Here is an 8091-nt window from a genome sequence, read left to right as displayed (position 1 = left end):
AGCGGCGCGCAGCTTAAGCTATGAGGGCGAGGAAGCCGGCTCTCTTACTGGCGGAAGGAACCCACGGCGTGAACCTGCTCATCCTGTTGCTTCGCAGGTCACGAGGCACCGTGGCACTGGCGGTGTGTTTCGGTCTCTTGACAGGGGCCGCGAGCGCCGGGCTCATCGCGCGCATCAACGCGGTCCTCTCCAGTGGGGGCACGCTCGTGGATCGCGCCACGGTCCTCGGCTTCGCCGCGCTGGGGGCGCTGATGCTGGGCTCACGCATCGGAGCCCAGCTGTTGCTGACACGCCTGCAGACGAGCACCACGTTCGCGCTGCGGGATCAACTCAGCCAGCGAATCCTCGCGACGCCGCTGCGCCAGTTGGAAGAGCTGGGCAACCACCGTCTGATGGCCACGCTGATCGACGACATCCAGGCCGTCACCCAGGGCCTGCTCTGCATTCCGCCGCTGCTGATCCACAGCGGCATCATCGTGGGATGCATGACGTACCTGGCCGTCATGTCGAGGATGGTGTTCGCGGCGCTGTTCATCTTCGCGACGCTGGGAGTCGCCAGCTACCTGCTCCCCATGCGGCACATCATGGGGCTCCTGCGGCACTCGCGTCAGACGAATGACCGGTTCTTCCGCGACCTGCGCTCACTCACCCAGGGACTGAAGGAACTGAAGCTGCACGGCGGAAGGCGCAAGGCCTTCCTGAAGCAGGAGCTGTTCCCCACCGCCGAGATGCTGAAGCAGCTCCAGGTCAGGGTCTCCACCCTGCACACCCTGACCACCAGTTGGAGCATGAGCCTGTTCTTCTTCTTCATCGGGCTGCTGCTCTTCGTGCTGCCGGGGGTCGCCCCGGTGTCCGCCTCGACGCTGGTGGGCTACACGCTCGCCGTCCTCTATCTCCAACAGCCGCTGGAGGCGTCCATGACGCTGCTGCCGATGCTGGGTGCGGGAACGGTGGCGCTCCGGCACATCGACACGCTGGCGCTGGATCCCGCGGGGACCGCGAGCGAGCCGCTCCTGTCAGGCGCCGAAGAGGCCCCTGCTCCTCCGTCCCGCATCGACCTGGTGGGTGTCACGCACGCGTACCGTCGCGAGGGAGAGGACACGCCCTTCACGCTGGGCCCCATCGACCTGACGCTCCGGCCGGGGGAACTCCTCTTCGTGGTGGGCGGCAACGGCAGTGGAAAGACGACGCTGGCCAAGCTGATCACAGGACTCTACGCGCCGGAGTCCGGGGAGATCCGTGTCGACGGGCGGCCCGTGACGGAGGGAGACCGGGAGCGCTACCGCCAGCTGTTCGCGACGGTGTTCTCCGACTTCCACCTCTTCGACTCGCTGCTGGGGCTGGCTGTAGGAGAGAAGACGGACAAGGCCCGTGCGTACCTGGAGCGGCTCCAACTGCAGCGCAAGGTGCGCATCGAAGAGAACGGCAAGCTCTCCACCACGGACCTGTCCGCGGGCCAGCGCAAGCGCTTGGCTCTGCTGACGGCGTACCTGGAGGACCGCCCCGTGTACCTCTTCGACGAGTGGGCGGCGGACCAGGATCCTCAGTTCAAAGAGGTCTTCTACCGGGAGCTGCTGCCGGACCTGAAGGCCGCGGGGAAGGCCGTGGTGATCATCAGCCACGACAGCCGGTACTTCGACGTGGCGGACCGGCTGGTGCGCCTGGAGTCCGGCGCCATCGTCTCGGAGGAATCCGCAGCCGGCTCGCAGCAACTCAGCCCTCGAGTTGTTCCGGCGTGAGGCAGGCCGCTTCAAGGTCCAGTTCCTCCAACGGGATTCGCTGGATGTGCTCCCGGGGGTTGTCGACGTTGTCGCGGTACTTGTCCGAGCCGGATTCGTACGTGACCCACAGCTCGCCATCGATGACGTTCACGCCCTGGGCGTAGGGGTCGATCAACCCATTGCTGATATCGACCCGTTTCTCGATGTCCGCCGAGAACGTGTCCGCGCTGGACTCGAACGGTTGATAGACGAGCTTCTTGTCCCCCGTGGTGAAGATCAGCGCGCCATCAACCACCGTCATGCCCTGGGCGCGGTCCGGCGCCCGGATGGGGCCTTCGCGCGAGTCCTCAATGAGAGCACCGGTCTTCTCGTCGATCTTGAATCGCCAGACGGCGCCCGCCTTGCCATCGCCGTCGGGGCTGTAGCCGCCGATGTACGCGTAGCCGTCATGCACGGTCATGTAGCTGCCGGCGGAAACGAGGTCGACGTCGCTGTTCGGATCATCCACGACGCCGCGCTCCGGGACGTCCATCACCTGGGAGGCCATGGCCGGAGTTCCCTCCTTGGCTGCCCGCTCAAGCTCTTCGCGCGTGTAGACGAAGACATGGTCCGTGTCGGAGACGTAGACGAACTCACCGTCCGTCGCGACACCGCCACCGTGCGTGGGCGCGGGGCCACCGGGGCTGGCGCCTCCAAGCTTGACCTGGAGCGTCTCGGCGCCCGAGTCCTTGTCCTGCACTGAGATCATCACTTCGTGATCGTCGTTGTAGTAGCTCGTGAGCACTTCGCCGCGCGTAGCGTCGTAGCCCTGGCCTTGGGGCGTCCAGCCAGCGTCCAGGTGCAGCAACTCCGGACCGACTTTCTCCGAGCCGCCCGAAGCCGTCACGCCAGCCTCCACGGGTGCACGAGCCGCGACCGAAGGCACGTTCCCGAAGCCACTGAGGTTCACGGGGCTCTTCCGCCCCTGTTCCAGGGCATCCTGGAAATAGGGCGTGGCGGCGGGAGTCGTCGCGGGCGGCGGGGCAGCCGGCGGCCTGGTGATGGCCGTCTGGACCGTGGTGATGACCCGGCGAAGCAGGGAGCTGATCAAGGGCGTGCCTCCGTCTGAACGCCCCGAACATACGCGAGTCGCCGGCTTGCACCAGTCGTCGGCTCGCGCCAATGGAGCCGCGCCTGTCGCACAGCCAAACCTCCCCCGCTCCCGACCGCGCCCATCATCTCCAAGCATCCCTTCTGGGGCGCGGTGCTCTTCGTCCTCATGTCCGCGCTGTCGACGATGCTCGCCTTCTTCTCCAGCGCGCTGCCATCGAGAGCGGTTCTGGCGGGCGCGCCTCACGAGCCAGAGGGAGGCGGGCCGTCCCGGGAGAGTCCGCGCTCGCGGCCACGCTCCGCACCAGCCACAGGCAGGGGCGTTCGCCTCGCTGGCACAGGCAGGACCCAGGCTGTCCATTGCCCCCCCGGGACGCGCGCCACAGGGCGCGGAGCACCTTGCGCTCCGTGTCGTCCGGCTCCCCGAACCCGTTGGCGCGATAGAGCACGGCCTCATCCGCCTCCCGCTTCTTCTCGTCGGCGGAGGTATTCGTGTTCCCGTGGATGTGGACCGCCAGGCGGGATACCCGCATGTCCGGGCCCTGGCCCCACCCGCGCTGGCGGATGAGGTCGCGCAGGAAGGCCTCGCCGATGCCAATGCCCCAGAAGCCGGGCGGGACGAAGAAGTCCTCCGCGTCCCAGGCCGCGAGCCCACCGTCCGCCCCGCCCTCCTGGACCCGCACGCGAACCTGCGCAAGCTGGATGGGGACGTCCCTGTCCCCATAGTGGACCGGGTGCATGAAGGAGAGCAGCCGCACGCCATCCGTCTCCGGCAGCTTGCCCCGCGCCTGCGTCCACCAGGACATCGCCAGTCCCGTCGAGCCCGGGTCCGGGCTCGCCAGATCCACATAGGGCTTGGCGCCGACTCGTGGCGCGAGGCCGAAGTGCGTCTCGAGGAAGCGCGTGAAGCGCTGCGGGTACAGGGCCTTCAGCAGCGGCCACCACATCCGGAACAGCGGCGCGTGCGCCCAGCGCGCGAAGTAGTTCATCAACCCCAGGTAGGCCGGATGGTTGTACTCCTGAGCGAGGTCCTCGCAGAGGAAGACCTCCTCCATGAAGAGCAGGGCCTGCCGGCTCGCCTGCAGGGAGCCGGTGATGTCCAGGGGCGCGGGCTGGGCTGTCGCTCGGCGCGCGCGCGCCCTCGGCTCCCGCGACAGGCCCTCGAGGAACGCCTCCTCCTCGAAGACCTCCCGCAGCAGCCGGTGGGCCCCCGCCGCATGAAGCAACGCGTCGATCTCCGCCGCGCGCGAAGCGAAGCGCGCGAAGCGCTCCGAATACCCGGTCGGCAGGGGGAGCCACTCCCGGCGGGCCCAGGCGAAGAGCGCGGCGCCGCGCGTCCCCTGCTCCAGCGTGTCCCAGTCGAGCTGGCTCTTGACGGGCTGGAACGCCGTCTCCGCCACGTGCTCGCCCAGCCGGCGGTACGACTCCCACTGGGCCTCGTCGTAGAACTGGTCCCCTGTCGACTCGTGAGGGAAGGCCGCGTTGCGCGCCTTGTACTGCGCGACGTCCGCCGGCTCGTTGCCCGTCAGCGTGGGCTTGATCATCAGCAGGACGCCGGTGTCCCCCGTGGGGTAGTGGATGTCTCCGGCCACCATCCGCTGCCGGGCCTGCCCCTTGGGACCGGGGCGCAGCGGTGACAGGTCGATGCGGATGTCCACCCCGAAGTCCTCACGCACCCGCCGCACGGCGTTGCCGAAGTCGTCGAACGCGACATCCGGGTCCATGCCGCAGTCCGAGACGAGGATGAAGCGGCAGTGCCGGCGCACCAGCTCGTAGAGCGCAAGGTTCTCGAAGTGCCCACCGTCGGAGAGGAGCACGTCACAGCCCTGGGCCCGCGACATCCCGAACAGCTCCTTGTAGAAGGGCAGCCCGAGGGGCGGCGCCTCGAACCAGCGATGCGTCCGGCCCCGCGTCGGGTGCGGCCACCACAGCCCCAGGCGCAGGTTGAAGGCGGTCATGAGGAACGTGACGGCCAGCCCGAGTCGCTTGGAGTGGCCGCCCATCTGGGAGTTGAAGGCCGCGCCCGACGCGGTCAGCGCCGCGGCGAGCGTGGGCGCCCCTCCCTTGCGCCGCCGCGTCCCGGCGGCACGCCAGACCTGGGCCTCATGGGCGACGCTCATTCCCACGGATGAGAGGACGGCGCTCTGCGCCCCCCGCTCCAGGTTGAGCAGCGGGTCCTTCGGGCTCAGGTCATTGGCCGCGCAGCAGATGAGGTGCAGGGGCCGCGGCGGAGTGCCCGGGTCGGCGAGCTCCGTCAGCAGGAGGTCATCCCCCCTGCGCGCGCCCGAGGGCCGCGCCGCGCCAGCCCCCGGGTTGGAGGCGCCCAGGTAGGCCCGCGCGAGCCGGGCCCGGTAGAAGTTGTGCAGGCCCACCCGCGTGGTCTCGAAGCAGAGCAGCGTCGCGACGGTGACCCCGGCGGCCACCACGAACAGCCACATGAGCCACTCGCGTCGCCGCGCGTGGATGACCAGGGCCACCACCCCGACGAGGAGCAGCACCGCGATGGTCGTGGCGAGCAGCCTGAGCGCCACCGGCATCCAGCGGTTGCGCCTGCCCGGCAGGGCCGGCCTGGAGGGCTGATGGCTGAAGAGCTTCTGCCCGCGGGCGAGCACGGCCATGAGGGTACCGGTGAAGGTGACCAGGCCCGCGGTGGAGATGGGAGAGCGCGACAACATCCCATACAGCAATGCCCCCGCGAGCCAGGACGACGTCATGCCCACCCAGAGCGCCGCGAGCATGAACAGCCGGCTGATGGCTCGCTCGAAGCCATACATCCAGGCGGGTTGTTCGCCGCCCCGGCCCCAGTTCGAGAAGAGGAAGCGGCCCAGGATGAGCACGCCCGCCGCGGCCCCCCACGCGGCGGCGGGGGTGAAGAGGAGCCGAAACGTGCTCCATCCGGGCAGGACCCAGTCCCCCGGGGAGGCCAGGCGCCAGCGCAGCAGGGCGGACATCACCGCCGCCTCCGACCCGGGTGCGAAGAGCCACCCGAAGCCAACGGTGAGGCCCACGGCGCACACCGCCGCCAGGAAATACGCGCCGGGCCCCTCCTGCGTGAACCGCTCCTCGCCCCGCGGCTCCAGTTCCTTTCTTCGCCACTGCCATTCGCCCAGCACCAGCTCCACGGTGGTCGCCATGAAAAGGAGCAGGAAGGCGCCGCGCAGGGACATCGCGCCGAGCAGGACCCCACAGGCCAGAAGCCCGGCGAAGGGGCGCTTCCAGCGCCACGCCAGCACCAGGGGCGGGACGAACAGGAGGAGCCGCCACAGGCCCCGCGGGAAGTCGCCGGGCCACGCCACCCTCCCGGGGGTGAGGGCCGCCCGCGCGAGCCCCTCCCAGGCCAGGACTCCCAGCGCCAGGAGCGCGAGTGTCGCCAGCAGCGAAGGCAGGATGGCGCTCGACACGGAGGCGACAATCCTCCCCGTGTCGGAGTTCAGCAGCCCCGGCCGCGGACACAGGAAGTTGCTGAACTCGCGCAGGTGGCGGATGGGGGACGGCTCCGCCGCGCCGGACGCCTCGGCCCTCGCTGGGAAGAGGTGGCCCTCCTCACGACAGGCTCCAGGAACCTGCTCGACGGGGCGTCCCTTCCGCTTGCGCCATGCCGACCAGAAGCCCCCGATGTACCCACCGCCCGACACGGTCGCGAGGTAGTCGAACGTCCCGAGGAGCTCCAGCTTCGCCAGCCCTTGCAGCAGCCCCAGGTTGAAGGTCGCGCTGCGGATGCCTCCTCCCGAGAGCGCGAGCCCGAAGAGGCTCCGGCGCGGATGCTCGATCCACGTGGGCCCCCCGCTGGCTTCCGACGGCGCCTGGGGCGAGGGGGGCGAGCCCTTCATGGCCTCCAGTTCGCGCTCGACGAGGCCCTCGATGCCCAGCCCGGTCGCTTCCTCGCGCCGCTCACGTGTCCGCATACCGTGTCTCCCCCAGGCCATGAGTGGGCCTCTCGCCGCCCCTGGACAACGAACGGGGAGTCGGCGGGCCGGAGACACTCTCCCGCCTGGAAGAGGGAGGCATCCCCCCGGTGGGCGTGGCCCGGTCCGGTGGCTCTCCCGCACTTCGTGTGGTTCCCCTCGGGGGAGTACGCAGACACGGCAAGCCGCCAATCGAGCCATCAGGGCAGGGAAATCCGGATTCAGTCTCTCCCCTCATCGGCGGGGCGTCAGGACTCCCCTCGAGGGACGAGCGCCGGGGCGGCACTCCTCGTGGACTTCGATCTACGACCCCCACCACACGAAGTGCGGGAGAGCCGGTCCGGTGGACACCCTAGATGAGAGGGAGAACCGCGAGCTTCGGCGCAGCAGAGCCCGGAGGCTGGGGCCGGTGCTGCGGGAGTCCGGGAGCCTAAAAGCTGAAGGCCCTGGAGTCACCGGCTTGCACCGGAAACTCCAGGGCCTTCATTTTGGTCGGGGCGACAGGATTTGAACCTGCGACCACTTGCCCCCCAAGAAACATTGAAGCCGTCCAGACGTCACCGGCGGTTCACAACCCATGGCAATTAATCGGTTTCTTCGCCCGGGGCTGCCCAACCATCCCATCCAGTGCGACAGGACTCCAAGATGTTGGCTTCTAGTTCGCTGCTGGGCCCTGCCCCAGATCCACATGGGTCCGCTGTGCCTGGGTGGCTGCGGACCGTCCGGGAGGTCGCAGAGCGGCTGGGGGTGTGACGGGCCACCGTGTACCTGCGTCTGCGAGCGAGTCGAAGATGGTCAGGTCGGTCACGTAGTTCATTGCGGTGAGCGCGTTGTCTGCTGTGGATCTATGCCCGCCTACGACGCCCACACCGCGCTTGCTACTCCCCTTGCTGCCGGAGGCGAGGTACTGTTCACTAGGGATCATTGCAAACCGGGGCGATCAGGATGGGGGGATTTGACGACCATTGCACCGCATCGGGTGTTGTTGACCTACGACGACTGGAACAGGTGTCTGTTTCGCGCCACGTTCTCCGTCGATGCCAACGAGCCCAACGCTCGCGAGCCAGTCACCCATATCGACACCTCTGACGAATTCATCTTCAACGCCGCGGAACGCTACGCGCCGGGAGTCCGTCAAGCGGGGCTGCTGGACAGGTTCAACCAGCTCGTCGGCGGTGCACTCCGGAGCGACTCCATCGATACGTGCCTCAAGTGGCCCGAGAAAGAAATCGGACTGCCAAGCGTCTACTACCACTTGGTCACTTTCAGAATGCGTGAGGGTGGGCGGACTGTTCCCTGAGCATGACGCCAAGACAGCTGAATCGGTTGGAGGGAGAGCTGGAGAGCTTCCTCACATCGATGTTCGCGGGCATGGG

The 8091-nt window shown here is 68.5% G+C and carries 4 protein-coding genes; 2 read left to right on the top strand and 2 right to left on the bottom strand.

All coding sequences use genetic code 11. The annotated features are described in order from the left end of the window. The first annotated feature begins 68 nt into the window (after window positions 1-68). Entirely contained in the window at window positions 69-1739 is a 1671-nt protein-coding gene (locus tag D7V93_RS07130; RefSeq protein WP_158623667.1) for a cyclic peptide export ABC transporter, read from the top strand. Here the strand turns inward: D7V93_RS07130 and D7V93_RS07125 are convergent. Both D7V93_RS07125 and D7V93_RS44805 read right to left on the bottom strand, forming a co-directional pair. After that, window positions 1714-2811, bottom strand: coding sequence for a hypothetical protein (locus tag D7V93_RS07125; RefSeq protein ID WP_120642656.1), 1098 nt, complete (start codon window positions 2809-2811; stop codon window positions 1714-1716). The genes D7V93_RS07130 and D7V93_RS07125 overlap by 26 nt on opposite strands. 166 nt (window positions 2812-2977) lie before the next feature. Continuing rightward, complete coding sequence (locus tag D7V93_RS44805; RefSeq protein ID WP_158623666.1) at window positions 2978-6715, bottom strand: patatin-like phospholipase domain-containing protein; 3738 nt, start codon at window positions 6713-6715, stop codon at window positions 2978-2980. Between the two features lie 955 nt (window positions 6716-7670). On the opposite strand from D7V93_RS44805, the gene D7V93_RS07110 reads away from it, so the two are divergent. Next, window positions 7671-8015 (top strand): hypothetical protein, encoded by a 345-nt coding sequence (locus tag D7V93_RS07110; protein ID WP_147451067.1) that lies wholly within the window; start codon window positions 7671-7673, stop codon window positions 8013-8015. Window positions 8016-8091 lie beyond the last annotated feature (76 nt).

Source organism: Corallococcus llansteffanensis (genome assembly GCF_003612055.1).
GTDB lineage: Bacteria > Myxococcota > Myxococcia > Myxococcales > Myxococcaceae > Corallococcus > Corallococcus llansteffanensis.
The sequence above is the reverse complement of the archived record's forward strand: the minus strand, read 5'-3'. Positions and strand labels throughout refer to the sequence as shown.

Bases quoted from the DNA above. Each gene is read 5' to 3' on its own strand.
- D7V93_RS44805 (WP_158623666.1), bottom strand. From the start codon at position 6,715: ATGCGGACACGTGAGCGGCGCGAGGAAGCGACCGGGCTGGGCATCGAG.